26 protein-coding genes and 5 pseudogenes are annotated in these 25,642 nt (G+C 45.6%); 24 read left to right on the top strand and 7 right to left on the bottom strand.

Annotation, left to right across the window (positions count from 1 at the left end):
- Window positions 1-127: 127 nt before the first annotated feature.
- The 3 genes from H6G17_RS28980 to H6G17_RS28970 form a co-directional block, all read right to left on the bottom strand.
- On the bottom strand, window positions 128-1,417 hold the full coding sequence (locus H6G17_RS28980; RefSeq protein WP_192162004.1) for a S41 family peptidase: 1,290 nt from the start codon (window positions 1,415-1,417) through the stop codon (window positions 128-130).
- Window positions 1,418-1,439: 22 nt separating this feature from the next.
- Window positions 1,440-2,825: a hypothetical protein gene (locus tag H6G17_RS28975; RefSeq protein ID WP_192162003.1), complete on the bottom strand. Its 1,386-nt coding sequence runs from the start codon at window positions 2,823-2,825 to the stop codon at window positions 1,440-1,442.
- Between the two features lie 735 nt (window positions 2,826-3,560).
- Window positions 3,561-3,806: an IS1 family transposase gene (locus H6G17_RS28970; protein ID WP_192162002.1), complete on the bottom strand. Its 246-nt coding sequence runs from the start codon at window positions 3,804-3,806 to the stop codon at window positions 3,561-3,563.
- Window positions 3,807-4,123: 317 nt separating this feature from the next.
- On the opposite strand from H6G17_RS28970, the pseudogene H6G17_RS28960 reads away from it, so the two are divergent.
- The 18 genes and pseudogenes from H6G17_RS28960 to H6G17_RS28880 all read left to right on the top strand — a co-directional run.
- Window positions 4,124-6,994: pseudogene (locus H6G17_RS28960) on the top strand (PAS domain S-box protein); the annotation flags it as partial.
- A gap of 4 nt (window positions 6,995-6,998) precedes the next feature.
- The gene (locus tag H6G17_RS28955) at window positions 6,999-7,622 is read left to right on the top strand and encodes a response regulator (protein WP_192162005.1); all 624 of its coding nucleotides are present in this window, start codon (window positions 6,999-7,001) and stop codon (window positions 7,620-7,622) included.
- Between the two features lie 198 nt (window positions 7,623-7,820).
- Window positions 7,821-8,378, top strand: a complete 558-nt coding sequence (locus H6G17_RS28950; protein WP_192162001.1) for a DsbA family protein — start codon at window positions 7,821-7,823, stop codon at window positions 8,376-8,378.
- A 70-nt stretch (window positions 8,379-8,448) separates the two neighbouring features.
- Complete coding sequence (locus tag H6G17_RS34340; RefSeq protein ID WP_277876106.1) at window positions 8,449-8,571, top strand: hypothetical protein; 123 nt, start codon at window positions 8,449-8,451, stop codon at window positions 8,569-8,571.
- Window positions 8,572-8,627: 56 nt separating this feature from the next.
- Window positions 8,628-9,366 (top strand): annotated as a pseudogene (locus H6G17_RS28945) (SDR family oxidoreductase).
- A 217-nt stretch (window positions 9,367-9,583) separates the two neighbouring features.
- Window positions 9,584-10,549, top strand: a complete 966-nt coding sequence (locus tag H6G17_RS28940) for an SDR family NAD(P)-dependent oxidoreductase (protein WP_192162000.1) — start codon at window positions 9,584-9,586, stop codon at window positions 10,547-10,549.
- A gap of 118 nt (window positions 10,550-10,667) precedes the next feature.
- The gene (locus H6G17_RS28935) at window positions 10,668-11,504 is read left to right on the top strand and encodes an alpha/beta hydrolase (protein ID WP_192161999.1); all 837 of its coding nucleotides are present in this window, start codon (window positions 10,668-10,670) and stop codon (window positions 11,502-11,504) included.
- A 163-nt stretch (window positions 11,505-11,667) separates the two neighbouring features.
- Complete coding sequence (locus tag H6G17_RS28930) at window positions 11,668-12,636, top strand: zinc-dependent alcohol dehydrogenase family protein (protein WP_192161998.1); 969 nt, start codon at window positions 11,668-11,670, stop codon at window positions 12,634-12,636.
- A gap of 276 nt (window positions 12,637-12,912) precedes the next feature.
- Window positions 12,913-13,806, top strand: a complete 894-nt coding sequence (locus H6G17_RS28925) for a pirin family protein (protein WP_192161997.1) — start codon at window positions 12,913-12,915, stop codon at window positions 13,804-13,806.
- A complete protein-coding gene (locus H6G17_RS28920) occupies window positions 13,799-14,212 on the top strand; it encodes a hypothetical protein (RefSeq protein WP_192161996.1) in 414 nt (137 codons plus the stop codon). Before H6G17_RS28925 ends, H6G17_RS28920 begins: the two co-directional genes overlap by 8 nt.
- A 40-nt stretch (window positions 14,213-14,252) precedes the next feature.
- Complete coding sequence (locus H6G17_RS28915) at window positions 14,253-14,618, top strand: cupin domain-containing protein (RefSeq protein WP_192161995.1); 366 nt, start codon at window positions 14,253-14,255, stop codon at window positions 14,616-14,618.
- A gap of 22 nt (window positions 14,619-14,640) precedes the next feature.
- Window positions 14,641-15,231: an ester cyclase gene (locus tag H6G17_RS28910; protein ID WP_192161994.1), complete on the top strand. Its 591-nt coding sequence runs from the start codon at window positions 14,641-14,643 to the stop codon at window positions 15,229-15,231.
- Window positions 15,232-15,265: 34 nt separating this feature from the next.
- Window positions 15,266-15,667 (top strand): RidA family protein, encoded by a 402-nt coding sequence (locus H6G17_RS28905; protein ID WP_192161993.1) that lies wholly within the window; start codon window positions 15,266-15,268, stop codon window positions 15,665-15,667.
- Between the two features lie 66 nt (window positions 15,668-15,733).
- Window positions 15,734-16,111 (top strand): nuclear transport factor 2 family protein, encoded by a 378-nt coding sequence (locus H6G17_RS28900; RefSeq protein ID WP_192161992.1) that lies wholly within the window; start codon window positions 15,734-15,736, stop codon window positions 16,109-16,111.
- A gap of 146 nt (window positions 16,112-16,257) precedes the next feature.
- On the top strand, window positions 16,258-16,659 hold the full coding sequence (locus tag H6G17_RS28895) for a RidA family protein (protein WP_192161991.1): 402 nt from the start codon (window positions 16,258-16,260) through the stop codon (window positions 16,657-16,659).
- A 156-nt stretch (window positions 16,660-16,815) separates the two neighbouring features.
- On the top strand, window positions 16,816-17,091 hold the full coding sequence (locus H6G17_RS28890; RefSeq protein WP_192161990.1) for a UBP-type zinc finger domain-containing protein: 276 nt from the start codon (window positions 16,816-16,818) through the stop codon (window positions 17,089-17,091).
- Window positions 17,092-17,161: 70 nt separating this feature from the next.
- Window positions 17,162-18,103 carry a DUF5996 family protein gene (locus H6G17_RS28885; RefSeq protein ID WP_192161989.1) on the top strand — a complete coding sequence of 314 codons (942 nt, stop codon included), beginning with the start codon at window positions 17,162-17,164 and terminating at the stop codon, window positions 18,101-18,103.
- A gap of 66 nt (window positions 18,104-18,169) precedes the next feature.
- On the top strand, window positions 18,170-18,745 hold the full coding sequence (locus H6G17_RS28880; protein WP_192161988.1) for a TMEM175 family protein: 576 nt from the start codon (window positions 18,170-18,172) through the stop codon (window positions 18,743-18,745).
- Window positions 18,746-18,816: 71 nt separating this feature from the next.
- Here the strand turns inward: H6G17_RS28880 and H6G17_RS28875 are convergent, their stop codons facing one another.
- From H6G17_RS28875 to H6G17_RS28865, 3 genes are all read right to left on the bottom strand, one after another.
- Window positions 18,817-19,047, bottom strand: coding sequence for a hypothetical protein (locus H6G17_RS28875; protein WP_192161987.1), 231 nt, complete (start codon window positions 19,045-19,047; stop codon window positions 18,817-18,819).
- Window positions 19,048-19,239: 192 nt separating this feature from the next.
- The gene (locus tag H6G17_RS28870) at window positions 19,240-19,716 is read right to left on the bottom strand and encodes a hypothetical protein (RefSeq protein ID WP_192161986.1); all 477 of its coding nucleotides are present in this window, start codon (window positions 19,714-19,716) and stop codon (window positions 19,240-19,242) included.
- Between the two features lie 256 nt (window positions 19,717-19,972).
- Window positions 19,973-20,188 carry a hypothetical protein gene (locus H6G17_RS28865; protein WP_192161985.1) on the bottom strand — a complete coding sequence of 72 codons (216 nt, stop codon included), beginning with the start codon at window positions 20,186-20,188 and terminating at the stop codon, window positions 19,973-19,975.
- 399 nt (window positions 20,189-20,587) lie between these two features.
- On the opposite strand from H6G17_RS28865, the pseudogene H6G17_RS34930 reads away from it, so the two are divergent.
- The 6 genes and pseudogenes from H6G17_RS34930 to H6G17_RS28840 all read left to right on the top strand — a co-directional run.
- Window positions 20,588-20,786: pseudogene (locus H6G17_RS34930) on the top strand (peroxidase); the annotation flags it as partial.
- 150 nt (window positions 20,787-20,936) lie between these two features.
- A pseudogene (locus tag H6G17_RS28855) lies at window positions 20,937-21,296 on the top strand (MBL fold metallo-hydrolase); the annotation flags it as partial.
- An 82-nt stretch (window positions 21,297-21,378) separates the two neighbouring features.
- A pseudogene (locus H6G17_RS33680) lies at window positions 21,379-21,495 on the top strand (IS4 family transposase); the annotation flags it as partial.
- 52 nt (window positions 21,496-21,547) lie between these two features.
- Window positions 21,548-21,922, top strand: a complete 375-nt coding sequence (locus tag H6G17_RS28850; RefSeq protein WP_192161984.1) for a hypothetical protein — start codon at window positions 21,548-21,550, stop codon at window positions 21,920-21,922.
- 195 nt (window positions 21,923-22,117) lie between these two features.
- The gene (gene cysK / locus H6G17_RS28845) at window positions 22,118-23,101 is read left to right on the top strand and encodes a cysteine synthase A (protein WP_192161983.1); all 984 of its coding nucleotides are present in this window, start codon (window positions 22,118-22,120) and stop codon (window positions 23,099-23,101) included.
- A 131-nt stretch (window positions 23,102-23,232) separates the two neighbouring features.
- On the top strand, window positions 23,233-23,988 hold the full coding sequence (locus H6G17_RS28840) for an SDR family oxidoreductase (protein ID WP_192161982.1): 756 nt from the start codon (window positions 23,233-23,235) through the stop codon (window positions 23,986-23,988).
- A gap of 106 nt (window positions 23,989-24,094) precedes the next feature.
- Here the strand turns inward: H6G17_RS28840 and H6G17_RS28835 are convergent, their stop codons facing one another.
- Window positions 24,095-25,468: a CHAT domain-containing protein gene (locus H6G17_RS28835; protein ID WP_242038659.1), complete on the bottom strand. Its 1,374-nt coding sequence runs from the start codon at window positions 25,466-25,468 to the stop codon at window positions 24,095-24,097.
- Between the last annotated feature and the right edge of the window lie 174 nt (window positions 25,469-25,642).

Genomic DNA, 25,642 nt, shown 5'->3' with positions numbered 1-25,642 from the left:
CGGGCAAAGTGCTTTCCCAGTTTTTGCTGAAATGTCTTGAGTGTGGCACTCCATTGGGACAGCGCTTCTAACGCAACACCTGTCAGGAATACGTTTGATGTATCTAGCATTGCTAAACCGTATTTACTTAATAAATAGAGTTTAACTTAAATACAACTGTAATACATTTACCGTAGGAATTTTCGCCTAAGATCGAACCGCGTTTATGGTCTTGAATTGCTCCGGCGAGGATTTCTGCAGCCGAAGCACTCAAGCGATCGATCAGTACGCCCATTGCACTGTCGTAAACCCGCTCTGCCAGAGTTTGATAAATTTTGGGTTCGCTACTAGGGTCGTACCGAGTTTTAAGAGCTATTTTTTTACCCAAGAAGTAGCCTAAAATTCGTAGTACTTCATCCTTATCTCCTCCTAAATTGCCGCGTAGGTCGAGTAAAATTATCTCTACGTTTTCCTTTTGCAGGGCTTTGAGGATATTTAGCACGTCAGGGGCTGCACCCTCGTAGGGTTTGCCTGCTGCTAGCTGAGCGTAGTTTATGTAAAATGACGGCAGTTTGATAACGCCGACTTTACGCCCAGCCACCGACGTGACGTAGAAAAATGCTCTGCGGGTCGATAATTCATCCTTTTTAATCGTGATTGTCAGCGTGCGATCGCCTATCTTTGCTTCATTGCGCTTCACTAGCAACATAACATCTGGCTGCGAGCGCAGATATTGTTTGAAAAACGCGAGAGAGGATTTTGAGTAATTGACAGTTTCACCATTATCGCGCTGAATAGCGACGATCTTGTCACCAGCCCGAATACTCCCCTCTTTCTCTGCTGCGGTAAATGGCAGTATCCTGTTAACTAGTAGATGGTCTTTCCGTTCAAGGGCAATGATACCAAGGATTTGGTGAGGGTTCCTGGTTGCTACCTGTATCCGATCCAACTTGCTGAAATACTCGAAGTCGGAAAAGGGGTCGAGACTTTGGGCAGTCGCCTTGAGGAACAGGGCATAAAATTCACCTTGGCTTTTGACTTCTGTAGGATTGGCGCTAACGGAATAATCTCGCCAAAGCTGGTCTAGGAGTAAACAATCTGTTCCCCTCAATGCTGCTAGGAGTTGTTGTCGGGTTGTGTCGTTATCCGCAATTTGGATCTTTGGTTCGAGTTGCCCCAACTTCTTAGTAATAAGCTTCAGGCGGACTGCGTCAAATCTCGGTCTACTAATATGTAACTCTTGTAGTATCCGCGTGCGTCGCCCCATTTGAAGGCAGTGCTGCTCGGCTTCCTTCGAGCTGTGAGAGTTAGCGTCTGCGTTCCTGAGTAGGGGAAACACCAACGCCCCTTGCAGCATTAAACCAAGCCCAACCAGGATTACCGTCCCAGCTAGGCGGTTGGTGATTCTAAACTGAAACTTTCCTACTAGATTTTTCATTCGCACCCATAAACCTCCACAGTTAAAATCCGACAACCCGGAAGAAACGCACTTGCTTTCCGTCGGGAGAATCAAAGAAGTCGTTCAGGCGTGCCATGTCCTTGCGATCGACAAAAACTCCTGTAAGCCCTCGGTTGCCTACAAGTATGAGCGGCGTTTGGAACACCGCACCTAATGTTTGTAACGCCAAATCGTAGCTTTTAGAGAGAAATAGACTATTGTAGAAGGCAGAATGATTTGTCAAAACTAATTTGGGAGATCCAAAGCGCCACCGCTCCAAGTGCAAAGACTCATAACAAATGTCAAAAGCATCTGGACGAGCATAAGGCGGAAGTTCTGCCCTGTTGAAAACGGCAAGCCCGTTGTGTTGATTCTTCCGAGCTTCCGATCCCCTAAGATCTATTCCCAAAGTTTTCTTTTCAAAAAACGGGAAGAGCAGGTATTTTTCGCGTATGAGTCCAAAGCTTTTCTGGGCTGGGCTTTTAGTGGCGCGAAGGATGATATTTTTACCCTTAAGCTTTGCCCCAAATAGAAGCTCTACTATAACATTGTGATTCGCACTAATTTCCGCCGTCAGAAACTGAGCAAAACTTTCTGCCTGACTCTCATTATTGGCATCGATAATAACTTCTGGAAGAATTAAAATCACAAGTTTTGCTGAGTGCTTTTCCAATAAAGAACGAATTTCAATGCCTAAAAGCCTGCCTGCTGAATCAAACCCTTCATTTCCTGAGATATAAAAGACCTGTTGCCGAATGCGGTGAGTGATATTGGGATTGAACAGGTACATAGCTGGATTCACTGAGTCTGCTCCAACAATTTTGTGCGCCTCCTCTACCAGATTTTTCTTCAGCGCAACTGGGATCTGAAATGCGATTGGATATAGTGTAGGAGCGACGATCGTTAGCCCTAGCTCGCAAAGGTGCATCAAAGGTAAGAGTGCTAAAGTTTGAACGGCACGCAGCCAAACTTTTTTAGGACGTGTCAAGCCTCCAAGTATGAAGACAGGAAGGCGCGTCAGCCAGATGACAATTCCTGAAATCAGGATTCCACCCGTTGCCAAGAGCTGCGAGTACAATTTATTGCCGCTTGAGCTGTAGAATACTGCAAAGAAGGAACCCCAAAAATACAAAGCTTCCATGAAAGTGAAGGCTAGGCAGACAACTCCAGCAGCCAAGATGGGTGCGATCCATTGCTTCTTCTCTCGCTTTGTCAGCTTTAATCGTTCGTGCTTAAGTTTCTCAACACACTCAAGCAGGCAAAATAGGGTAATAAAATTATTAACAAGGATAAATAGTGGTAGGCGAATTCCAAGTTTGTGCAGTCGATCTAAATGAGTCCAAAGAAAAGCTTGTTGTGCTAAAAAAATGCCAGAACCTAGAAAAAAATAACCAAAAATCGTTAGCATAAAAGGCTTTTTATTGAGCGAAAGCGTCCTTAATTACATATTTTTTGGGGCGCTCGTATTTGCTTGTTGAGTTGCAACAATTCGTCCGCATAAGTTTTTTTAGCTAGTAGTGAAAGCGTAGCTTCATCACCCTAAACACTTCGTAGTTTTTATGGCAGACACAAAACACCAAACCTGAACTAGTAAAACTAGTAAGAGAGAGGTAAATTTAAAATTTTCTACTAAATTTATGTTGCCCTTTCAGCAAAAAACTCTTTTTCGAGCTATTCAAAAAACTATCTCATTTAAAATACCTTCTTCTTCTATCAACGCACTATCTCTTACTTTTTATTCTATTTAGATCTCGATTATTTCGGATCTTTATGCATTTTCTAAACCGATTTAGATAATTAAAATTTTGAGTTTGATAATATTATTTTAAGACTCATACAAAAAGTTTCTCAAGCAGTGAAAAAAATCCTTGAACTTTCAGCATTTTTATTTTAGGTAAGATTTCTAAGCAATTGTAAAAAACCTAGATAAAAAGCTGATTTGAAATCAAATAATTAGTGAAATACACTTCCTACTTATTCACTCTAAGTTATCTTCCTTTTTAAAATAAAATAATTTTACATTTAGCAATAACTTACCAATCGTGTCTCTAATTTTGTTGGCATCGTCACTAATCGGAGTTAAAAAATACGTATACGTAGTTGAAAAAGATGGGGTAGTGTAGGCAGCGATCGCAGCTACCATCTAACCAAGCAAAGTCGCCCAAAGGCTGGGAGTTTTTGACTCATATCCCTGTTGTATCACTCTTATGAGATAATAATAGGGGTAAGCACGATCGCTGTAGTTCAAGATGAAATTATGACGCGAGCATTCAGAGTTGCGACAGCGATATCGCTGTCGCAACTCTGCACTCTTACCATGTTTGACAATGTGAGTCTTATGACAATCAGGACAGCACACAGATTCTAACACCATAGATTGTTTGCTCATGGCATTTCATTCACCACTGAATCTCATTCTCTGCAAAGTCAGATCCCCTTGTCTATTGCATTACCATATCAGTCCCACGCTTTCCTGACGCACAACCCGCACATCCTACAACCCAATGACTGCGGTAACGGCTGCGATCGCGGTTTCTGCTTCAAGTTCTTCTTTTAATAATTAATTGCTGCTGTAGATTTTCTCTGCTGTTGATTGCTCTGTAACTTTAGGTAGAGGTGATAGCCACACGAATTCAGTAGTATTAAACAGCAAACTTGCGATCGTATGACCTCGTAGGGGGATTTGGGGGAACATTCATACTGTTGATGAATTATCTTCATAAATTTCATTTAGCCGAGGCAGAAAAAGCACGGGTCTTGGGGCAATATCTTGAGGCAGAAGAACTTTATGAACAAGCGATCGCAAACGCTGCTGAACATGAGTTTATCCAAGAAGAAGCCTTAGCCTATGAATTAGCTGCAAAGCACTATCTGGCGCGAGGTCGAGAAAAGTTTGCTCAAACATACATGAGAGAAGCTCACTCCTGCTATGAACGGTGGGGTGCAACGGAAAAGGTCAAAGAGTTAGAAACTTGCTATCCACAGTTCTTTGCTCAATCGTCTAGAGTCGCTGCTTCATCTGGAAATGCTTTCGATCGCTACGCGATCGCAACTTTAGCGCAACAGGTCGCCCAACAAACCGCAGCATTACAGAAAAGTGAAGCGAACTATCGCAACCTGATCCAAACTGCGAATTTGATCGTCATTCGCTACGATCCGCAAGGACAGATTCATTACATAAATGATTATGGGCTAGGATTTTTGGGCTATGAGGAACATGAAATATTAGGGCGTACCTTACTCGAAACGACTGTTCCAGAAACTGAAATCTCTGAACGCGATCGCAAACAATTTATTCAAGATCTCCTTCGCAATCCTGCATCATACTCTCACGTCGAGGGTGAAAACCTGTGTCGAGACGGCAGACGGGTTTGGGTTGCCTGGTCAAATCGAGCCATCTTGGATGAACAGGGGCAAATCGTAGAAATTTTATCTGTTGGCAATGACATTACCCAGCGCAAACAAGCAGAAGAGGCTTTACAACGCAGTGAAGCCAAGTTCCGAGCTATCTTTGAAAACTCGCAGATCGGCATCTTCCGAAACCGCATCTCGGATGGATTAATTCTCGAAGCCAATCAACGCTTTGCCAATCTGTATGGCTTTGACTTACCAGAGGAGATGATTGGGCTTGAAAGCACCGCAAGCTATTATGTCAATCCCAGCGAGCGCCAACAATTCCTTGAGTTGCTGAAGCGTGACAGGGAAGTGCGAAGCTATGAAGTACAGATGCGAAAACGAGATGGGACATTGTTTTGGGCGCTTTTCTCTTCTTATCTGAATGCAGACGATGAATACATCGAAGGGGTGATTGCGGATGTTAGCGATTGCAAACGAGCAGAAGCCGCTCTACAAGCCTCAGAGTCAAAGCTACGGACTCTAATTGAGGCCATTCCCGATCCACTATTTGTACTGACTGCTGAAGGGCGATTCCTTGAAATCATCGTACAGGAACCAAATCTGCTATGGCAACCCATTGAGGAGATGATGGGTAAAACTATGCATCAACTCGGAAAGGAACAAGCCGATGAATTTCTAAGTTATATTCAGCAGGTGCTGAGAACCCAACAAATCCTCACAGTCGAGTACAGTGCGTTTCTAAATGGACGAGAAGCCTGGTTTTCGGCTCGCATTGCACCAATCGACCACGATCGGGTGATTTGGCTAACGCGAGATATTACCCAGCGCAAACAAGCAGAGGAAGCCCTACAATGCAGTGAAGCCAAGTTCCGAGCTATCTTTGAAAACTCGCAGGTCGGCATCTACCGAACCCGCCTCTCGGATAGCTTACTTCTCGATGCCAATCAACGCTTTGCCAATCTGTATGGCTTTGACTCACCAGAGGAGATCGTTGGGATTGAACACACCGCAGGCTACTATGTCAATCCCAGCGAGCGCCAACAATTCCTTGAGTTGCTGAAGCGCGATCGGGAAGTGCGAAGCTATGAAGCACAGATGCGAAAACGAGATGGGACAGTGTTTTGGGTACTTTTCTCTTCTTATCTGAATGCAGCCGATGAATACATCGAAGGGGTGGTTGCGGATATTAGCGATCTCAAGCAAGCAGAAGCCGCTCTACAAACGAGTGAAGAACGACTGCGCTTAGCCTTAACCGCTTCAAATCAAGGACTCTACGATCTCAATATCAAAACCGAAGAAGTCGTGGTTAACCCAGAATACGCTTTAATGCTGGGCTACGATCCAGCAACATTTCACGTGACCAAATCTGAGTGGATTGAGAGTTTGCATCCTGACGACAGAGAATCAGTGGTTGCAGTTTACGATGCTTGTATTACTGGAGAAGTCCCCAACTATCAAGCAGAGTATCGTCATCGTACCCGGGATGGTCAGTGGAAATGGATTCTTGCTGTCGGCAAAATTGTTACCTGGAATGAATCCGGTGAACCCACCCGAGCGTTGGGAGTTGTTACGGATATCGACGATCGCAAGCGTGCCGAAGAAGCTTCGATTTTAGAAGAGCGCAACCGCATGGCACGCGAAATTCACGATACATTGGCTCAGACGTTTACAGGCATTCTGGCTCAGGTCGGTGCGGCAAACCAGGTACTAGCGGATGATTTAGAAGCAGCTCAGGCACATCTAGACCTGATCAAAGAATTGGCGCGAACTGGCCTGGCTGAAGCGCGGCGATCGGTGATTGCACTCCGTCCTCAGCTTTTGGAGGAAGGCAGTTTGCAAAGAGCTCTTCATCGTCTCGTGACTCAAATCAGAGCGGCTGCAAATGATACCACTTTGTATTATGAGGTCAAGGGGACAGCGTATGCTCTACCGCCTGAAGTCGAGAGTAACTTACTGCGGATTGGACAGGAAGCCTTGACCAATGCGATTAGACACGCCAATGCGGACGAAATTCGAGTGGAGCTAATCTACGAGTCCGATCGGTTTTTGTTGCGCGTGAAAGACAATGGGCAGGGCTTTGGGGTTGGAAGTATTCCGTCCTCTAATGGCTTTGGCTTACTCGGCATGAGCGAACGGGCAGAGCGCATCAACGCCCAACTGACGATCGCAAGTCAATCTGGACAAGGCACAGAAATTATTGTCACTGTCTGTCAGGAGTAACATGATGAGCCAAGCGATTCAGGTTTTGATTGCAGACGATCATGCTATTTTTCGACAAGGACTAGCGACGATTATTAGCCGTGACCCAGATATGAAGGTAGTTGCTCAAGCCGAAAATGGGCAACAAGCGATCGACTTGTTTCGGGAACACCAACCCGATGTCACATTGATGGATCTAAGAATGCCTGAAGTGGAGGGAGTTGCTGCCATTGGTGCAATTTGTGCGATCGCTAAATCTGCTCGAATTATTGTCCTGACCACCTATGATAGTGACGAAGATATCTATCGGGGATTGCAGGCAGGCGCAAAAGGATATCTGTTGAAAGAAACTGAACCTGACGAGCTTCTGAATGCTATTCGTACCGTTCATCGGGGTCAGAAGTATATTCCGCCTGATGTGGGAGCAAAGTTGGTACAGCGCCTCAGCAACCCAGAACTGAGTGAAAGAGAACTGGCGGTACTCCGCTCGCTGGCACAGGGGATGAGTAATGCCGATATTGCGGCTGCTTTGAGTATCGGTGAAGGCACGGTTAAATCTCATGTCAATCGGATTTTGAATAAGTTAGATGTCAGCGATCGCACTCAAGCTGTGATTGTTGCCGTTAAACGCGGCATTGTCTGCTTGTAGAACTTTCGATCGAGTTCGAATTCTAACTTAAGTTATAGCTAGCCTTCTATTCTAGGAAGGAGCAATTGCTCAATCAAATTATAGTGTAAAAGTTTTAACTCACTGTAGACGACAACTAAAAATCAATTGCTTATATTGAATTCATGTGGATTGAGCAAGTGAATTGCAAGGTTCCATGCTTGATACAGATGTAGAAAGATGATCGACGACCATAGTTCCAGTTCTTTAGTTGTGCCAGCTTCAACCCAAGATCGCAGTCAAGGTGTGCTAAGTGCCGCTGTGGTGTTAGTGATGTATGGGGACTATCAATGCCCTAGAAGTGCAGCCGTTTACAAGCTGATTAAAGTCATTCGGCAAGAGCTTACGGTTTCTTTTGGAGAGGATGATTTATGTTTTATCTTCCGTCATTTTCCGCAAGCACAGATTCATCCTCATGCTCAACGGGCAGCCCAAGCCGTTGAAGCCGCCGCTGCCCAAGGACAGTTTTGGTCAATGCACGACACTTTGTTTACCCATCAACAGAAGTTAGAAAATGGTTATCTCGTAGAGTACGCCAATGATTTAGGGTTTGATATCCCTCAATTTCTCAAAGACTTATCTAAACAAGTGCATATCGATCGCATCAATGAAGATCTTGCAGGCGGAATACACAGTGGAGTAACGGCAGCTCCAGCCCTATTTATCAATAACATTCGATATACCGGACGCTGGAGAATAACAGAGTTGATGGCAGCCATTGTTGCTACAAGTCACTAAGCTCTTCTCATAACTCATCAACGTTAGTAATAGACGAAAGCAGTTTTGTTATTTCATTGAAGGTAGTTCTATGACGCATTTACTAGTACAAAGCAGAAATGATTCTGAGCATGAAGGTACACCTCAGACTGATTCTCTTCGCGACTCTTCGGTGAATCATGCCCTGATTGCGATCGCGCAAGAAGTTGCCTAGTTGCTGAGGCAAGCTTACCCAATACAAACTGATGAAACTAAAACAGGAGAAACAGAATGATCCTGCAAGATAAAGTGGCGTTAGTCACTGGTGGCACATCGGGAATCGGTCGTGCAACGGCGATCGCTTATGCCCAACAACAAGCAAAGGTGGTTGTGGTGGGTCGTCGAATGGATGAAGGTGAAGAAACGGTTCGATTGATTCAGGAAGCTGGCGGAGAGGCGATTTTTGTGCAAGCAGATGTCACGAAAGAAGCCGATGTTGAGGCAATGGTTGATAAAGCGGTTGGACATTGCCTTTAATAATGCAGGAACGGTCGGCGAAAATTCCTCATTGATTGAGCAAACAGAAGCTGAATACGATCGCATTATGAACGTCAATGTCAAAGGCGTTTGGTTGTCGATGAAATATGAAATTGCTCAGATGTTGAAACAGGGAAGTGGTTCGATCGTCAATACATCATCTGGAGCTGGAGTCGTTGCAGTTCCTACCCAACTCCTGTACACCGCGAGTAAACATGCAGTAGTAGGCTTAACAAAAGCCGCCGCGCTCCAATATGCCAAAGCGGGTATTCGCATCAATGTAGTTGCACCAGCAGCAATCGAAACAGATATGTTTGAAGCAGCTACAGGTGGGCAGGATGAAGTCAAAGCTTACATAACAGGACTTCACCCGATCGGACGAATTAGAACACCGGTTGAAGTTGCAAATGCAGTTTTATTTTTATCATCTGACCTGGCATCGTTCGTAACAGGTGAAACGTTGATGGTCGATGGTGGGTATGTAGCGCAGTAGTCGATCGGCAGTGCGAAATGTTTGATACAGCACTTCAAGCAACTCACTAAAGTAACACTGAAATAGGTTCGCTAATTCCATCGGAAACTCCATAGGAATCTGCAAGAAGTTGAGTGTTGGAACTGACTACACTCACATGAACTAAGACAAAGAGAACTTAGGAGTTGATGATGATGTCCAAAGTGCCTTCTAACTCCCCACACGAAAGGAAAAAGAAATGACTGAAACATTTGGTGCAAAATCGACCGCCGACGAGGTGCTTGCGGGCATTGATCTCAAGGGAAAGCGATTTCTCGTTACGGGTGCATCGTCGGGCATTGGACGCGAAACTGCCCACTCACTGGTCTCTCACGGCGCTAGCGTCGTCGGCGCGGTCAGAAACCTCGCTAAAGCTGAGCCAGCCACTGCATCGGTTCGTGATGCCGCGTTGCAGGGCGGCAGCCTGGAGTCGATCAATCTCGATCTGGCATCCTTGCAAAGCGTTCGTGCCTGTGCGGATAAACTGTTGGCTGACGGTCAGCCGTTCGATGCCATCATCGCTAACGCTGGCGTTATGGCAACTCCGTTCGGTCGGACGATCGACGGCTTTGAAATCCAGTTCGGGACGAACCATCTGGGTCATTTTGCCCTGATCGATGGGATCGAGCCGCTGCTTGCCGATAATGGACGACTGGTAGTCCTGTCGTCGCTCTCGCATCGCGGTGCCGATGTTGACTTAGACGATCCGAATTTCGAGCAGCAGGCGTACGATCCATGGGTTGCCTATAGCCGATCGAAAACCGCCAATTCACTGTTCGCTGTGGAGTTTGACAGGCGGCATCGCGATCGCGGCATTCGGGCTGCTTCGGTGATGCCCGGAAACAGTGTGACGGATCTACCCCGCCATCTCTCGCCGGAGGAGTTGCAGGGACTTTTGCAGACTGTTGACGCAGCGCGCACCGAAGCAGGTCTGCCGCCGAAAGAGTTGAAAGAAACTCCGCAGGCAGCCGCGACATCGGTTTGGGCCGCAGTTGTAGCGAATAAAGACGAGATCGGTGGACATTATCTCGAAGATTGCGCGATCGCACCGATCGATGACACGCCCAACCCGTTTGCCGATGGCGTTAGGTCATATGCGCTCGACGCTAACAAGGCTAAGCAGCTTTGGGCGAAAAGCGAGGAATTGATCGGCGCTGCGTCTTAAAGGTTATCGCGCAGGAATTTGACAAACTGCCCAAGAATCTGAAAGACACCGAGCATTAGAACTCATTACACTTCGATTGTCAGACAAGAATCCAATGCAGCATTTATAGGAGATTTCAATGCCTTACATTACTGTTGGTCAAGAAAACTCTGCAAACATCGATCTCTACTACGAAGATCTGGGCACAGGTCAACCTGTTGTTCTCATTCATGGATTTCCATTGAACGGACATTCCTGGGAGAAGCAGGTTTTAGTTTTACTGAACGCAGGATATCGAGTAATTACTTACGATCGCCGAGGATTCGGTGCTTCCAGCCAACCCTCATTTGGCTATGACTACGACACATTCGCAGCAGATTTGAACACGCTGATGACCAAGCTTAACTTGCAAAATGCCGTGCTGGTCGGTTTCTCAATGGGAACAGGTGAAGTCACTCGCTATCTTGGCAAGTATGGCTCAGAGCGGGTGCAGAAAGCCGTGCTGATGGCTCCCGTGCCGCCCTTCTTGCTGAAGACCGAGGATAATCCTGAAGGCGTTGACCAAAGCGTTTTCGATGGCATTATGAAAGCGATCGTTGAAGACCGTCCAGCCTACTTTTCTACATTCTTTAGAGAGTTCTTCAATGTAGATGTGTTGTTGGGCGATCGCATCAGCAATGAAGCAATTCAGGCAAGTTGGAATGTGGCAGCAGAGGCTTCTGCGAAAGGAACGTTGGACTGTGTACCCTCCTGGCTCACCGATTTCCGCGACGATCTGCCCCGCATTGATGTACCAACTCTGATTATTCATGGAGATAGCGATCGGATTTTGCCACTTGAGTCCACCGCAGCAAGACTTCCAAAGCTGATTAAAAACAGTCAACTTGTTGTTATTCCGGGTGGCTCCCATGCTATCAACTGGACACATGCCGATCGGGTCAATCCTGTCTTGCTTGACTTCCTCAAGAAAAACTAATCCAAAACTGGTTCAGATCCAGAGGTGGGAGGAAAAACCTTTTCCCTAAACGGTAACTACCTTACCAAATCGTGCTGACTTGCGAAGTCAGGGAGAACTTACCTACGCTGAGTGTATCGAAATCCCGTCACTGTTAATTCTAAATCAAGGAGAGTTGGCACAGATGGAATCTATGAAAGCAGTCGTATTAACTGCGTTTGGTGATGCTGAGAAGTTTGAGATTCAAACTGTTCCCATACCAACAATGAAGGCGAATCAGGTGTTGGTCAGAGTTTGTGCAACCTCGATTAACCCGGTCGATTACCAAACTCGTCGTGGTGATTACAAAGAACTGGTTCAATTACCCGCCATCCTTGGAGTCGATGTTTCAGGGGTGATTGAGGCAATTGGCGAAGCTGTGACTGATTTCAAGGTGAGAGACAACGTATATTACTCGCCGCAAATTTTTGGAGAATTCGGTAGCTACGCTCAGTATCATGTGGCTGATGCAGCGATTGTTGCATTGAAGCCTACAAATCTATCGCACATTGAAGCAGCTTCTTTTCCGCTTGCAGGCGGAACTGCTTGGGATTGTCTAGTGACTAGGGGCAATCTACAAGTTGGTGAAACAGTTCTCATCCATGCGGGTGCGGGTGGAGTTGGTTCGATCGCAGTTCAACTCGCCAAAGCGATCGGGGCATACGTTTTTGCGACGTGTAGCTCTAGAAACCGAGATTTTGTGACAGAACTGGGTGCAGATCGAGTGATTGATTACAAAAATGAAGATTATGTAGAAGTCATTCGTCAAGAAACAAATGGACTGGGTGTGGATTTAGTTCTAGATACGATCGGCGGAGAAACGATTCAGCGTAGTCTAGAAATCATTCGTCCCTTCGGTAGGCTTACAAGCATTGTAGACATTGCAATACCGCAATCGCTTCTTGAAGCATGGGGTAAGAATCTGACGATTCATTTTGTTTTTTCACCCCAGTACCGAGCAAAATTAGAGGCTTTAACAAAACTAATCGAGCGTCATCAGCTTCGCCCAGTGATTGATTCAGTATTTTCTTGGGATCGGGTCGTTCTGGCACATCAGCGTCTAGAGCAGGGAGGAACACGGGGCAAAATTGTGCTGAAATTTACAGAAAATTAGACCAACTTTACGGCGCTGATGATTGCTAAACGAATCGGAGTTCGATCGTGTGCTGAAGGTCAATATTGATTGAAACAGGAGAAAACCGACCTAATCCTTGGGGCATTCTCACAATCTTGCACAGACACATCAGCCAGTAGAGTGCATTAGCGACAGCGTAATGCACCGAACACAAAATCTGCCGCATTTCTGACTTGTGAAAAAAACCTGTGATTCACCCCGTTGAGTCAGGCTCAAATGATACATATATTTGTCTAGTTCTGAAGAGGTAATTCTATGACTGTCCCCACTCAAACATCTCGAACCGTTGCCGGAGTCATCAACAGCGTTGAAACACTCGAAGGAGCCGGATTTCTTGTACGTCGGCCCTTTCCCAAAAGTAGCTTCTCTGAATTTGACCCGTTTCTCCTCCTCGACGAGTTGGGTCCGATTAATCTAAAGCCAGGTCAGGCAAAAGGCGCACCCGATCATCCGCACCGGGGCTTTGAAACTGTCAGCTATGTCTTGGATGGACGGTTAGAACACAAAGATTCTGCAGGACACGCCGGGCTACTAAATCCGGGTGATGTCCAGTGGATGACAGCAGGTGCCGGGGTCGTGCATTCCGAGATGCCGGAGTCAATGTTTACCCAAACTGGTGGACGGCTCCACGGCATTCAACTATGGGTCAATCTGCCACAACGAGACAAAATGATGCCGCCCCGCTATCAGGAAATTCCAGCGGCTCACATTCCGGTAGCTCAAACCGAAGATAGGTCTGTGACGGTGCGCGCGATCGCGGGAGAAGCGTTAGGGGCAAAAGCCGTAATTCAGACGCGCACGCCGATAGTTTACCTCCACTTCACACTGCAACCAGGGGCAACGATAATCCAGCCTGTACCCAAAGAGTACAACGCTTTTGTCTATGTCCTGGAGGGGTCTGGGTTGTTTGGGACAGAGCCAGCGCCTGGTGATGATGGGCAGATGATACTCTTTGCTCAAGATGGAGAAGATGTAGCAATCTCCAACCCTGATGATGCTCAGCATCCTCTAGATCTTCTGCTGATTGCAGGTGTGCCCCTGAACGAACCAGTCGTGCGCTACGGTCCGTTTGTCATGAACACTGAAGCTGAAATTATCCACGCGATCGACGACTACCAAGCAGGAAGGATGGGACGGATTCATGCTTAACCCACTTCAGTATCAGATGAGTCAACATCAGCGCTTGAGTGAGTTACGAATCAAACTACTGCATCTGCACAAGCTTTTACTAGAGACTGAGCGGCTTACCTATGAACAAGTTCGAGGGCAAGTTTCTAGAGGTGAATTGCTACAACTGGTAATTAGGCATGAGCAGTTTGCCTGGTTGCATCGACTCTCGGAATTGATTATCCAAATCGATGAGTTGCTTCATCCCGATGAACCCGTTACACCAGAGGCAATTGAAGCGATTGATAGTGACATTCGTACACTGCTCAGCCCCAACGAATTGGGCGATGAGTTTGCCATGAAGTATAGTACGGCATTTCAACGCCACCCTGATGTTGTGTTAGCTCATGCAGATGTCGTGATGTTGCTGACCTCTGGCAGTATTTAACCTGAACTTGCTCCGATCGTGTAATTGCAAGCCTAAACTTATGCTGATCCAAAAGCTAAACGACTGTGAAGAAATTATCGCTGGAGATGGAACTGTTCTGCGCGAACTGCTTCATCCTGACAAACAAGACATCAACTTGCGTTACAGTTTGGCGTATGCGATCTTGCCTGTTGGCAAAACTTCGATTCCCCATTCTCTAAAGACTTCTGAGGTTTATTACATCATTAGCGGTGTTGGAGAAATGTCGATCGATAGTGAAGTCCGTCGCATTGAACCAGGCGATGCGGTTTACATTCCTCCAAATGCAATCCAGTTCCTTCACAACTACGGCGACGAACCCATTGTTTTCGTTTGTCTAGTCGATCCAGCTTGGCGCAAAGAAGACGAAACGATTTATGCACCTTAGATAGAACTTAGGAGAATTCAACATGGTCAAAGAGCAAACAGCAGACAAACATGCAGTACAGGCAACTCCAAGCCTGACATCCGCTCAGGAAGCCTTGCAAGCGGTCTGGGAAGAGCATATCGGGCACGAGTTTGGTACTCACAGCCCTGAAGATGCTCTCGCTACGATGGTTGAGGACGCTTATGTGAATCACATTCCAGTGATGACTGGGGGAGTCGGAAAAGCAGCAGTGGGTGAGTTTTATTCCAAAAACTTCATTCCCCAGATTCCGCCAGACCTTGAGCTAGTTCCGATTTCGCGCACGATCGGAACAGATCGACTCGTCGATGAAATGCTGGCTAAGTTCACTCATACGATCCAGATGGAATGGATGCTACCTGGCATTGCTCCGACCGGGAAACGGGTTGAAGTGGCAGTGGTAGCGATTATCCAGTTCCGTGATGGCAAGCTAGCCCATGAACACATCTATTGGGATCAGGCGAGTGTATTGGTTCAACTCGGCATGCTCGATCCGAGCACGCTGCCCGTTGTAGGGGCTGACAGTGCGAGCAAGGTACTTAATCCGAGCTTGCCCTCAAACGCACTGATCGAACGTGCTAGTCATAGCAACTAAATGTTAGAGCAAGCTTTTCATCAATAGGAACACCATGAAAAAGCCAGAGTTTTTTGTCACCCCTGGTTATGGGGAATACATGCTGAGTAGATTGCATTACTCGCAAGCAGTAAAAATTGGCAATCGAGTGGAGACATCCGGTCAAGGCGGATGGGATGACGATCTGCAATTTCCCGAATCGATCGCAGACGAGATTGCTCAAGCGTTTCGGAACGTAGAGCGTACCTTGGCGACTGCTGGTGCGGGTTGGGAGCATGTTGTCCACGTCAATTCTTACCATGTTGGCGGGTTTCCCCCTGAAGTTAACGAGATGATAGTCAGGCTATTTCATCATTACATGCCCGATTGTGCCCCCATTTGGACAGAGGTAGGGGTCGCGGCGCTTGCACTTCCAAAAATGCGTGTTGAAATTCGCGTTACTGCAATTGTTCCGTGAGTTTCGCATAAGTGGCAGCAGAGATTGCTCCGTTAAAGCATTCACTTGAACAGAGGAGAGATTTATATGTCAGAGAAAAATAAAGCAATCTTAGAGGCGGCAAATGCAGCGATCGCTGAAGGTAACAATGAAGGATTCTTGTCGTTCTGCGCCGACGACATGAAATGGACGTTTGTAGGTGACAAGACCCTTAAAGGAAAGGAAGCCGTTCGCCAATGGATGGCAGCGACATACATAGAGCCGCCAAAGTTTATGGTTGCTAACTTAATCGCTGAAGGTGATTTCGTCACGGCACTCGGCGACATCACAATGAAGGACGAAGACGGGAAAGCGGCTCATTACTCGTACTGCGATGTCTGGCGCTTTCGCGGCGATGATATTGTTGAGTTAAGGGCTTTCGTTATCAAAACCGAGGTCAAGGATGAAACCAGCAGCGCGGCGTAAATAATCTGCAAAAGTCAGGATGTATTCTTGCAAAGTAAAAAGTCCGTCAAGTGATAATCAAGAATTGCTGTAAAGCCGTGAATTTTTTCGCTTTTACTACGATTTCACTTCGCTTATCGACAATCGTTACTGAACAAAGGAACACCATGAATAAGCCCAAGTTTTTTGTCACTCCCGGTTATGGGGAATACATGCTGAATAACTTGCATTACTCGCAAGCGGTAAAAATTGGTAATCGAGTGGAGACATCCGGACAAGGCGGCATCGATGACAATCTAGAAATTCCCGAATCACTCGCAGATGAGATTGCTCAGGTGTTTCGGAACATAGAGCGAACCTTAGCAACGGCTGGTGCAAGTTGGGAGCATGTGGTTCATGTCAATTCTTACCATGTTGGCGGGTTTCCCCCTGAAGTTAACGAGATGATAGTCAAGCTATTTCGTCATTACATGCCCGATCGCGCCCCAATTTGGACAGAGGTAGGGGTCGCGGCGCTTGCACTTCCAAAAATGCGTGTTGAAATTCGCGTTACTGCAATTGTTCCGTGAATTTTGCACAAGCGGCAACGGGGTGATTTGGCACTACACTGAGGAGAAGGACACGCCGATAGAGAAACTGCTCTCGCTCCGTTAAAGCATCCACTTGAACAATCAGCCTTAATCATTCTGTTCACCGTTGTCTTCTACCAGGGATACCAAAAAACTATGACCTGCGAACATCTCAACAATCTAACCGTGGAAAACCTGATTTCTAAAGCAGCCTATCCCGTATTTCGTTGTGAAGAGTGCATTAAAATAAATAGCCGCTGGGTACACCTGCGGATTTGCCAAACCTGCGGGAAAATGCTGTGCTGCGATTCTTCTGAGCATCAACATGCTCGTCGTCATTATGAAGCAACCAGTCATGCAGTCGTTAGTTCGGCTGAATTGGGGGAGCAGTGGTTATGGTGTTTTGCAGATGAACGGGGAAAAGACTATTGATAGCGATGTTGATTTCATCTAGGTTTCCTTCTCATTTCTTCAACCTGTTCTCCTCATTTGGGTGATTTTTATGGCTGTTTCTAATCAAAGTACTCCCATTGACGTTGTTTGGCCCAGTTTGCCCTTAGTAGCTTGGCAGGATACCTATGCAACTCTTCATCTATGGACGCAAATCATTGGTAAAATCCGGTTGGCACTGGCACCTAAACTCAATCACTGGTGGCAATCTACGCTTTATGTCACACCGCGTGGACTAACAACCGCTTCAATCTCTTACGAAACTCGTAACTTTCAAATTAGCTTTGATTTTCTTGACCATCAACTACAAATCGACACGAGCGACGGCATCACTAAAAGAATTGCACTGGCTCCTCGCTCCGTTGCAGATTTTTACCAAATGGTGCTAACTACATTGAGCAACATCGGCATCGAAGTCCGAATCTGGACGATGCCGCAAGAAGTGTCAGAACCAATCCCGTTCGATCGGGACTATCAACACGCAGCTTACGATCCGGAGTATGCACAACGGTTTTGGAGAATTCTCGTGCAAGTCGATCGGGTCATGACCGTCTTCCGTTCACAGTTTATTGGTAAATCCAGCCCTGTGCATTTCTTTTGGGGCAGCTTTGACTTGGCTGTGACCCGTTTCTCTGGTCGTCGTGCACCAGAACACCCAGGGGGAGTTCCGAATATGGCAGATTGGGTCACGCGCGAAGCCTATTCACATGAAGTCAGTAGTTGTGGCTTTTGGCCAGGGGGTGGGTCAGTTGTGGAGCCTGTTTTTTACGCTTATGCTTACCCTACGCCGGAAGGGTTCCGTGATTACTCGATCCAACCCAGAGAAGCTTTTTACAGCTCCCAGATGCAAGAGTTTATCCTACCCTATGAAGCCGTGAGACAAGCTGAGGATCCAGATGCAATGCTCCTTGCTTTTTTCCAAAGCACCTATGAAGCAGCAGCCAACTTAGGACATTGGGATCGAGTTGCGCTAGAGCATACTCCAACCGTGTAAGGCTAACAAATTGCAAATTGCTGAAAGTTATACAACGCGGTAAGCAGACAAGGAGCATACCCAAAAATGGTTAAAGGTAGGTTAGAAGCATTCAGTGATGGGGTAATTGCTATTATTATCACCATCATGGTACTGGAGTTGAAAATACCTCATGAGTCAGATTTAGCTGCGCTAAGTCCGCTGATTCCAACCTTTCTAAGCTATGTGTTGAGCTTCGTTCATGTTGGTATCTACTGGAACAATCACCATCACCTGTTTCAGGCAGTCCGACAAGTGAATGGTTCAACGTTGTGGGCAAACCTACATCTGTTGTTCTGGTTATCATTATTTCCCTTTGTTACCGCATGGATGGGTGAAAATCAATTTGCTGCGTTGCCTGTGGCGCTTTATGGTGTGGTTCTATTGTTGGCTGCGATCGCCTACTTCACTCTGACCCGCACGCTTATTTTTCACCACGGTCAAGATTCCACACTTGCGATCGCTCTGGATCGGAATTTTAAAGGCAAGTTATCGGTATTGATTTATGTAGTTGCAATTCCACTTGCTTTTGCAACCTCTTGGTTTGCATGTGCATTATACGTTCTGGTTGCAGTCCTGTGGCTCATTCCCGATCGCCGTATTGAAAAGACGTTGAACTCATAAAATCCCATGTTCGATGCAACAAAAATCAGCTATTACTTCGGCAATAATTCAAGCTGTAAATTATTCGTTGATTAGGCAGCCGGAGCAGGGAACCACAACTGCTGCCACTGAGCGTTAAGTTCAGCTACCTTGAGTAGACTTAAGGCTCTGCTACCCAAGCGACTCCAGCTCATGCCCTTGTTCTTCTGTCGCCAGCCGACTGTCAAATCTACTCCCTTCTCGGCGCGTCCGCTACCAATAGTTTTACCGGCTTGGCTACGGCGCCTGTAGTTAATAATTTCAGAGGAATGTTTTTCGCGCATAGCCAATTAACTCTTGCCATTTGTCTAAATTTCTAGCCTGAACTTGGTGTTTTAAATATTCAAGAGCAATTGCAGTTAACCCGTGCCACAATTGGGAAAATAAAAACTTTAAATGCTTAGACTTTTCGAGTTGATTGATGGCAATCATCGACATGAACCCTCGGAGTTTTTTACATAGGTGGTACCAATTTTTCAATCACGGTAACTGCTCCACCAAAAATGGTGAGAAGTCGAGTCGCGAATAGTTTTGGCTCCATCAATAATTGCTACTAAATTTAATGGGAAAGTCTGACTTCCATACTCTTGAATAACTTTAGCTTTAACGATAATAGCTAAATTTAGTAAATCCTCGCCTTTTGTATTAATAGGAGCAGCTATGTACTCAAATCCAGTAGTTGCTTTTTGTAGAATGACAATATCTGTAGTAATCGCTGGAGTTTTATCGTTGAAAAGCTTTTGCCTCTTACTTTCCTGTTTTGGCTCCTTTTGACGTTCGGCTTTTTGACCTTTGACTTGAATTCCATCATCAAACAAAAGAATTTCTTTTTCTTCGGAATCGTAGATATCTATGCTGGCATTTACTAGTAACACTTCCTGGTCATTTTCAGCCAGTATTGCTTCCATACTTTTATAAATCTCTTTGCTAACTTTTAGGGCTTTAGCACTCACGACTTGCCCAATTTTCTGGTCGCTCAGTAACCTTTCTCCAGCAATGCGTTCGACTAATCTAGCTACTTCTTCATAGCTCAGGCGATTGCTATAGTAGCCACATAGCTCCTACAATCTTGAACTCACGTAGCCTTCCTACAATTGGTTTGTTAGAGTTAAATAGTTTGTTTCTTGTGTTTCAAATTGATGTTTTTGTAAACTGAATACAAACTTTCCATGTAAAGTCTTTATCCATATTAGCCGTGTACCGTTACAACTAGCTTTCTGGTTTTTTTATCTCCTGCGTGAACTGGCTTTGAGCCTCAGTTAACAAGCTTGCCTCTATTTCGGGCAGTACTTGCTGTCTCCAGTTCTCAACTGCTCCCTCTATGTCATCCAAGCTTTGATTGCCTAGATCTATTTCGTGTGGAGCAAGCTGACTCAAAATGTTCCCGGCTTCATCTCTAATGACAGTTTCCACTCTTGCTCTCATAGCTTGCTTCTGAGGAACGTTCGAGCTCACCCTTTTAGGGCACATCTCTCAGTCTACCGGCATCAACGGATTTTTTACAGCTCGAATTAATCTGTAACCAAACGCATAGCTAAAACGTTTAATCGCACATTCAACAGCTAAAAGAGCCGTTGAGAGCGATTATTCAATTGCTACTATCTCTGTGTTATGGAATTTGCCATACTTGAGAACGATTCATTCTCAAAATTAGTGAAATGAAGCGAATCAATTAAACTGAGTTGCATTGTATTGCAGATTGTATTATGTTTGATCGATCTATCAATGTTAGGACAAGAAATAAGTGACATCCTTAATCTTGCATATAAACATAACAAACAATGTGGATAAACAACAATAAATATTTATTGTTTTTGTTAGAAATTTGATGAAGTCTTGCAGGTAATTGATTCTTTACAGTTGACTCAACTACCAGGTTGCTACTCCCGCCAACTGGAAAGAGGGAGATGACTGCGTTATCGTTCCTTCGATCAAAGATTCAAATGAGTTAAAGCAAGAATTTCCGAAAGGCTATAAAGAGGTCAAGCCTTATCTACGGATGACTCCTCAACCGAATAAGTAACTTGGTTCGTCTGTAAAACGCTAGCACGGCTGAGTAGAAACAGCTCTTGGCGTGGGAACAAATAGTTGTACTTAGCTGTACTGCTACCTCCACCCCAGGAGAACCTGCTTGAAGCCACAAGCATTAACTGGCACTTCAGGAGAGTTACATATGTTTTTTCGACAGTTGTTCGATTATGAATCTAAAACTTATACTTACTTAATTGCCAATCTGAACACAAAAGAAGCTGTGTTAGTCGATCCAGTTTTAGAACAAGTTGAGCGCGATCTCAATCTCCTTCAAGAGCTTGGCTTCCAGCTATGTTATTGTTTAGAAACCCATATCCACACCGACCATATCACTGGAACTACCAAACTGCGAGAGCTGACAGGATGCCTGGGAGTATTGCCAGAAAAAGCTCAGGTAACGTGTGCTGACAAGTTGATTCGAGATAGAGAAAGGCTGGTCATTGGGAACATTCTCATCGAAGCGATCTCTACCCCTGGTCATACTAATAGCCATATGGCTTACAGCTAAGTACAGGACAAAAGCTTGCGAATAGTTCAAAGGAAAGGGTTTGATGAGAATTACCACATTCTGACGATGAAACCCTATGAATCAAGTTACTCTACTTAGAGATGCCCTACGTCCTCATTTAGCTTGGCATAGTGCAAGATTAAGCTTTGTAACCGTATTTCTCATAGCACTACTGCGGGTAAAAACAGTTAATTCCAGAAACAAATGGCGACATCGGTGTAACCAATCAAACCAGAGCTGATGCAATGTTAAATCATCACAAAGCGAACCCTGCAAACGAGAATAGCGCTTCAGAGCTGCTAGAACTAGAAATAGAGTCTGAACAAGTTCAAATCGTGCCGCTAACTCATGCAAACCAGCTAAAACAAGCGACTGACGAGCGAGTCAGCCTTAGACTCATTAGTACTTCACCTCAGTCCAACCGACAAGATATTGAAGAGCTACCGCACCAAAACGTACTTGAGATCCAGATAGCTATATTAACTCAGATAGAAACTATTTCTCGGCAGATACGGGAGTCGCTGGCTAGCAATCGCCGAGCTATTTACACTCCCAGGCAGCAAAGACGATTGTTAGCACTCCTAGCTCAATTGCATCAAATGTTGACTGAGGAATATTAGTTGAAGTGATGCCATGTAGACAGATACTTGGGGTTCATGGATGAGGTGGGTTGGACGAGCGATAATATGTATAAATATTAGTCGTCCAGATTGCTACTAGTCTTTGCAACACGACCGCTTTTCGTACCCCACATTAAAGAAGCTGAAAAACTAAGAATTCATCATTCTTTTGACAACTAACAAATAATTAAAGCCATGCATATCGCCAAAGATATTACAGAATTAATCGGTCGTACTCCCCTAGTACATCTGAACAACATCCCGCTAGCCGAGGGGTGTGTAGCGCGAATTGTAGTGAAACTGGAGAGCATGAACCCTTCTGCCTCAGTCAAAGATCGAATTGGTGTCAGCATGATTGATGCGGCAGAGCAAGAGGGACTAATTAGTCCAGAAAAGACGACTTTAGTCGAACCCACTTCAGGAAATACTGGAATTGCCTTAGCAATGGCAGCAGCTGCGAAAGGGTATCGTTTGATCTTGACGATGCCAGATACGATGAGTAATGAGCGACGATCCATGCTACGGGCTTATGGAGCCGCTCTCGAACTTACACCAGGCTTTGAAGGTATGAACGGTGCAATCCATCGAGCGCAGGCAATAGTTAATACAACCCCGAATACCTATATGCTGCAACAGTTTCGTAACCCAGCTAACGTGCAGATTCACCGAGAAACAACAGCAGAAGAAATCTGGTCAGATACAGATGGGCAAGTAGATATGGTGGTGGCTGGAATCGGTACTGGTGGAACGATTACTGGCGTAGCAGAGGTTATTAAAGCACGCAAACCAAGTTTTCAAGCGATCGCGGTTGAACCTGCTAATAGTCCAATTTTATCGGGAGGACAACCAGGAGCGCACAAAATTCAGGGTATTGGTGCTGGGTTTATTCCCCAAGTCCTGAAGGTTGAATTAATTGATGAAGTCATTGCCGTGACTGATGAGGAAGCGATCGCTTACGGTCAGCGGTTGGCAAGAGAAGAAGGTCTACTCTCTGGTATCTCCTCCGGTGCAGCATTAGGTGCGGCAATTCGTGTAGCTCAGCGATCGCAGAACAAAGGAAAATTAATCGTCATGATTCAGCCCAGCTTTGGCGAACGCTACTTGAGTACGCCATTGTTTCAAAATTTAGAGCCACAAGTACCGATTATGTTGCAAAAGTCGGCGTTGCTGAAAGGGTGAGGATAAAGAGGGTAGAAAACATCTTGCTGCAAGTGCTGATGAGCTACAACAGACGAGTTTCTATTAATATTAATTTGAGCTGATTCAGTTTTCTCACAAATTTTTTGATTGTTATAAAAAGGAGAAGACACATGGATAGACTCGATGGCAAAGTGGCAGTAATTACAGGAGCTGCCTCTGGGCTAGGTCGAGCTTGTGCAGAACGCTTTGTCAAAGAAGGAGCGCAGGTTGTAATTGCCGATATCCAGCAACAGATAGGGGAAACTGTCGCTGCTGCACTACCAAACAGTCAGTTTGTCAAAGTCGATGTCAGTGACCCTAATTCGGTAGAAGCGCTGATTGATAAAACCATGCACGACTATGGCTGCTTAGATATCTTGGTGAATAACGCTGGGATTGATGGCGAGCAAGCACTCATTGTCGATAGCAGTATTGAGAACTGGCGACGAGTATTGGCGACCAATCAAGATGGAGTCTACTTCGGGATGAAGTATGGCATTGCAGCGATGCTCAAGGGGGGGCGGGGAGTTGTACTGAATATGGCATCAATTGGTGGCATGATAGCGTTAGAAAACTTTTCTGCTTATACAGCTGCTAAGGGAGCAGTAATCCAATTAACTCGCACAGCCGCAATTGAATACGCCGCACATCGGATTCGCGTCAATGCTCTTTGTCCGACAATTGTAAACACCCCACTACTCGAACACGCCATTCAGAACAGTCCTAACCCAGAGCAAACACGCAAAGACGCGAAGCATTTTAATCCGTTACCAGGAATGCCCACACCAGATGATGTTGCCGCTGCCGCTTTATTTTTAGCAAGTGACGAAGCAGCCTTCATCACAGGAGTAGCTTTGCCAATTGATGGTGGATACACAGCTCGTTAGCTCAATTCTCAAAAGCAGGGCGATCGCATCTCCAGAGCCAGAATTATAGGTTCTTTATCCCCGTTCTTTGAATGACGGCAAAATGAACCCGATAATCCGATCGCTGTTAAAGCCAATTGCCGACTAAAACGTAAGCTGCCCAGAAATAGGGACGTTTCCAGTCTTGGGTCTTATTGTTCCACAAAGCTAGTTGAGCTTTTTGGAGTGCCTCAGCCTTAGTCAAATTAGTATTGGCTAACTGGTGATAAAATTCACTCATGAGGTGGGCAGTAGAGCGATCGTCTACTTGCCACAACGTTGCTAGCGTACTCCGCGCCCCTGCTTTCACTGCTATGCCTGCGAGTCCCAAAGCAGCGCGATTGTCCCCAGCAGCTGTTTCACAGGCACTTAGGACTAGTAATTCAATGGTGCTAGATCTACTCGTGTCGCTAGTCCTGAGTAAATTATCTAGCTCATCGATCTTCAGCAATCGATCCCAGGTCAGGATAAAAGTTTCTTCTAAATTAGAACTAAACTGACCGTGAGTTGCCATGTGAACTACGGTAAAAGGATTGGAATTAATTTGAGTTTGAAGATTATCTTTAGTAAATTTTTGATTAAAAAGTTCCTCGCTTTTAGGCACTTGCGACTCGATTTGATTTAATTCATCCAAAACATTTGGCAGTCGCGAAAACTGGATGCCTGCAACTTTCCTAGACTCACTCAATCCAGCAGTTAAAGCACTTAATCTTTGCCGTTGCAAAGGTGTGGGTTCTAACAATTGAAGACCTGGAGTTAAGGCGATCGCATACTTTTCAATCAGATACTTTTGTTGTTTGTCGTCGTAGAGAACCCCCATCGGCACATTTCGCAAGCTTCCATCTAAGACAAATACGAGTTTTGTCACCTGCATTTTTTCAAGCTCAACCTCAAGCGGTTGAATCAACCAGCTATACAACTGCCCAGATAATTTCTGCACGTCTAGAGTGCGATCGGGTTCTTTGAGGTATTGCCGCAGCGATTGGAGAGTTTTTTCTACTTCGTCTTGGGGTTTTTTCGTTGTATAGTGGCGCAGATTTGCTTGCGTCGGCAACTTGAGGATAACTTCTAGGCGATCGGGTAGAATAATCGGATAAATAACTGCTGCGGTGCGATCGCCCTTGTCAACAACTGAATCGAGTAATTCTGGCTTAGCATCTAAACAGGCAGAGCGAAAAAAATTCTCTAGTTCTGCTAATTGCAGAGATTCAATTGTCGTTCGCGCTGAGGTGAGATTTTTAGGGCTGGGATCTGCACCTGACTGGGAGCGCAACAGCAGATCGACTAGCTGGCGATAGACGGGTTCGACTTTATCTCGGAAGGAAAATTGAAGATCGGGATCGATTGCAACTAAATCGCGGCGCAGAGATCTCAGATTGTTAACTGCTTCAGTGTAAGCCGCGATCGCTCCTGGGATATTTCCTCGATCTCTCAATAAGCGTCCCAACTGCCACTGCCACAAATAGGTAATCTCTGTAGCGTTAATAGTTTGTGCTGCGAATAAAGCTTGCTGAGTGAGATTTTCTGCTTCGTTCCTGGTTCTACTCTAGTTTGTGTTTTTGTAAACGCGGGAAGATAGAAGCTATTAGGTTATATAGGATCGAGAACAGAGCAAGCTGGAGGATGTCTTCCAATG

Origin of the sequence: Chroococcidiopsis sp. [FACHB-1243] (assembly GCF_014696895.1) — a bacterium.
Taxonomy (GTDB): Bacteria; Cyanobacteriota; Cyanobacteriia; order Cyanobacteriales; family Chroococcidiopsidaceae; genus Chroococcidiopsis.
Note: the sequence above shows the minus strand (reverse complement) of the source record. Positions and strands in the feature narration are given on the sequence as shown.

Excerpts from the sequence above, each read along its gene's own strand:
- H6G17_RS28925 (WP_192161997.1), top strand. The coding sequence starts at position 12,913 with ATGACTGTCCCCACTCAAACATCTCGAACCGTTGCCGGAGTCATCAAC.
- H6G17_RS28930 (WP_192161998.1), top strand. The coding sequence starts at position 11,668 with ATGGAATCTATGAAAGCAGTCGTATTAACTGCGTTTGGTGATGCTGAG.
- H6G17_RS28840 (WP_192161982.1), top strand. The coding sequence starts at position 23,233 with ATGGATAGACTCGATGGCAAAGTGGCAGTAATTACAGGAGCTGCCTCT.
- H6G17_RS28895 (WP_192161991.1), top strand. The coding sequence starts at position 16,258 with ATGAATAAGCCCAAGTTTTTTGTCACTCCCGGTTATGGGGAATACATG.
- H6G17_RS28950 (WP_192162001.1), top strand. The coding sequence starts at position 7,821 with ATGATCGACGACCATAGTTCCAGTTCTTTAGTTGTGCCAGCTTCAACC.
- H6G17_RS28910 (WP_192161994.1), top strand. The coding sequence starts at position 14,641 with ATGGTCAAAGAGCAAACAGCAGACAAACATGCAGTACAGGCAACTCCA.
- H6G17_RS28980 (WP_192162004.1), bottom strand. The coding sequence starts at position 1,417 with ATGAAAAATCTAGTAGGAAAGTTTCAGTTTAGAATCACCAACCGCCTA.
- H6G17_RS28890 (WP_192161990.1), top strand. The coding sequence starts at position 16,816 with ATGACCTGCGAACATCTCAACAATCTAACCGTGGAAAACCTGATTTCT.
- H6G17_RS28915 (WP_192161995.1), top strand. The coding sequence starts at position 14,253 with ATGCTGATCCAAAAGCTAAACGACTGTGAAGAAATTATCGCTGGAGAT.
- H6G17_RS28880 (WP_192161988.1), top strand. The coding sequence starts at position 18,170 with ATGGTTAAAGGTAGGTTAGAAGCATTCAGTGATGGGGTAATTGCTATT.
- H6G17_RS28865 (WP_192161985.1), bottom strand. The coding sequence starts at position 20,188 with ATGAGAGCAAGAGTGGAAACTGTCATTAGAGATGAAGCCGGGAACATT.
- H6G17_RS28940 (WP_192162000.1), top strand. The coding sequence starts at position 9,584 with ATGACTGAAACATTTGGTGCAAAATCGACCGCCGACGAGGTGCTTGCG.
- H6G17_RS28905 (WP_192161993.1), top strand. The coding sequence starts at position 15,266 with ATGAAAAAGCCAGAGTTTTTTGTCACCCCTGGTTATGGGGAATACATG.
- H6G17_RS34340 (WP_277876106.1), top strand. The coding sequence starts at position 8,449 with ATGACGCATTTACTAGTACAAAGCAGAAATGATTCTGAGCATGAAGGT.
- H6G17_RS28885 (WP_192161989.1), top strand. The coding sequence starts at position 17,162 with ATGGCTGTTTCTAATCAAAGTACTCCCATTGACGTTGTTTGGCCCAGT.
- H6G17_RS28850 (WP_192161984.1), top strand. The coding sequence starts at position 21,548 with ATGTTAAATCATCACAAAGCGAACCCTGCAAACGAGAATAGCGCTTCA.
- H6G17_RS28935 (WP_192161999.1), top strand. The coding sequence starts at position 10,668 with ATGCCTTACATTACTGTTGGTCAAGAAAACTCTGCAAACATCGATCTC.
- cysK (WP_192161983.1), top strand. The coding sequence starts at position 22,118 with ATGCATATCGCCAAAGATATTACAGAATTAATCGGTCGTACTCCCCTA.
- H6G17_RS28875 (WP_192161987.1), bottom strand. The coding sequence starts at position 19,047 with ATGCGCGAAAAACATTCCTCTGAAATTATTAACTACAGGCGCCGTAGC.
- H6G17_RS28900 (WP_192161992.1), top strand. The coding sequence starts at position 15,734 with ATGTCAGAGAAAAATAAAGCAATCTTAGAGGCGGCAAATGCAGCGATC.
- H6G17_RS28920 (WP_192161996.1), top strand. The coding sequence starts at position 13,799 with ATGCTTAACCCACTTCAGTATCAGATGAGTCAACATCAGCGCTTGAGT.
- H6G17_RS28970 (WP_192162002.1), bottom strand. The coding sequence starts at position 3,806 with ATGAGCAAACAATCTATGGTGTTAGAATCTGTGTGCTGTCCTGATTGT.
- H6G17_RS28955 (WP_192162005.1), top strand. The coding sequence starts at position 6,999 with ATGAGCCAAGCGATTCAGGTTTTGATTGCAGACGATCATGCTATTTTT.
- H6G17_RS28975 (WP_192162003.1), bottom strand. The coding sequence starts at position 2,825 with ATGCTAACGATTTTTGGTTATTTTTTTCTAGGTTCTGGCATTTTTTTA.